This is a genomic window from Phytoactinopolyspora endophytica (genome assembly GCF_004138495.1).
In the GTDB taxonomy this organism is placed as follows: domain Bacteria; phylum Actinomycetota; class Actinomycetes; order Jiangellales; family Jiangellaceae; genus Phytoactinopolyspora; species Phytoactinopolyspora endophytica.
In genome coordinates this window covers 221,214-222,966 of record NZ_ML142850.1, presented here as the reverse complement: position 1 = coordinate 222,966, position 1,753 = coordinate 221,214, and the positions used below count along the sequence as shown (strand labels likewise).

General features: G+C 71.1%; 1 protein-coding gene. It reads right to left on the bottom strand.

Translation table 11 applies throughout. The annotated features are described in order from the left end of the window. The coding region (locus ELR45_RS04360) for a proton-conducting transporter transmembrane domain-containing protein (RefSeq protein ID WP_276320638.1) at positions 1-1,436 on the bottom strand (1,436 nt) is incomplete at its 3' end. Positions 1,437-1,753 lie beyond the last annotated feature (317 nt).

The following is a 1,753-nucleotide window of genomic DNA, read 5'->3' as shown; positions in this document are numbered from 1 at the left end:
GCGACGCCGAGAAGCACGGTCAGCACCGACAAGGCGAGAGCCGGTGTTGCGCCATGCCAGAGCGCCAGCTCGTAGACGGGTTCGCCCGGCTCGGTGTGGGCGTGTGCATGCAACCGCGCAAGGTCGTCGGTCAGCGCGGGAACGAGCCCGAGCGCGAGGCCGGCGCCGCTGAGGAGGGCGGGAGCGGCCAGGAAACCGATGGCGGGCGGGCGTGCCGGGACAGGGCCTCCGCCCCGTTCGACCAGCAGTGCGGCGATGAAGCGGAGGGTGTAGGCCACGGTGAGGGCCGAACCGGCGACCATGCCCGCGAGGATCCACTCGCCTGCGGGGAACGGTTCCACGAAGGCCTCGTAGGCGGCTTCCTTGCCGAGGTAACCCACCGTCGGCGGCAGACCTGCCATCGACACGCAGGCCACACCTGCGACGGCGACGATGCCGGGAGCTGTGTGCCGTACTCCGGACAGCTCGCGCAGGTCACGCGTGCCGGCCTGGTGCTCGACGGCGCCGACGACCAGGAACAGGGTGGACTTGAACGCGGCGTGGGCGAGGAACATCGTCGCCCCGGCCAGGGCAGCCGTCCGGGTGCCGGCGCCGAGTAGCACGAACAGCAGCCCCAGCTGGCTTGCGGTGCCGAAGGCCAGCAGTCGCTTGAGGTCATGCTGGGTCACCGCCCACCAGCCCGCGCCGAACAGGGTGACCAGGCCGGCGCCGATCACCACCGGCCGCCAGACGGTCGCGGTATCGAAGGCCGGCGCGAACCTGGCGATGAGGTAGACGCCGGCTTTGACCATCGCGGCGGCGTGCAGGTAGGCGCTGACCGGGGTGGGCGCCACCATGGCGGCGGGAAGCCAGCTGGTCAGCGGGACCTGGGCGGACTTGGCGACTGCCCCGACGATGAGCAGAACCAGCGCCGCTTCGACCAGCCGTCCGGACGGCGGTTCGGCGATGATGGCGGAGATCCGGTAGTCGCCTGCGCTGTGCCCGAGCATGACCAGGCCGAGCAGCATGGCGAAGCCGCCGCCGCTGGTGATGACGAGGGCCTGCATCGCGGCCCGGCGGCTGTCCCGGTCCGCGGCGCCGATGAGCAGGAAGGAGCAGACGGTGGTCAGCTCCCAGAAGACGTACAGCGCGAGCAGGTGGTCAGCGAGGACCAGGCCCAGCATCGACCCGGCGAACAGCACCAAGACGCCGAGCAGACGTGCCGTCCCCTCGTGGCGGCCGGCCAGGTAGTGCCGGGAGTACTGGAGGACGAGCGCACCGACGGCCGCGACGACGAGCGCAGCGAGCAGCGCCAGTCCGTCCAGCCGAAGCGGCACGTCCAGGCTGAGCGACGGTGCCCACGTGACAGTCGCGGTGAACACGTGCCCGTCGAGCACGTCCGGGGTCCGGTACAGCAGCCACCCGAGCGTCGCGGCGGGTGCGACGGCACCGACCAACGCCGCCCTTGCACCTATTGGCCGTGACAGCCACCAGACTGCCACGGCCACCACAGCGTGCAGAGCGAGGAGCGCGACCATGTAGCTGCGGCCATACCCTCAACGGCTCTGGTCAAACGGCGACCAGCCGGGCGGCGGTGGCGCGCCGCGCTGTGAGGTGGGCGATGTGCGGGCGCACCGGAGCCGCCTAGGTCATGCTCTGCTGGACGGTCGTGACCAGGTGATCCTTCCTGTCCGGTCGGTTGACGTGCCCAGCGAGTAGTCGGGGCCCAATGCGGTGGTCACGGCACGCTCCCAGAACGTCAGCGGACCGCTGC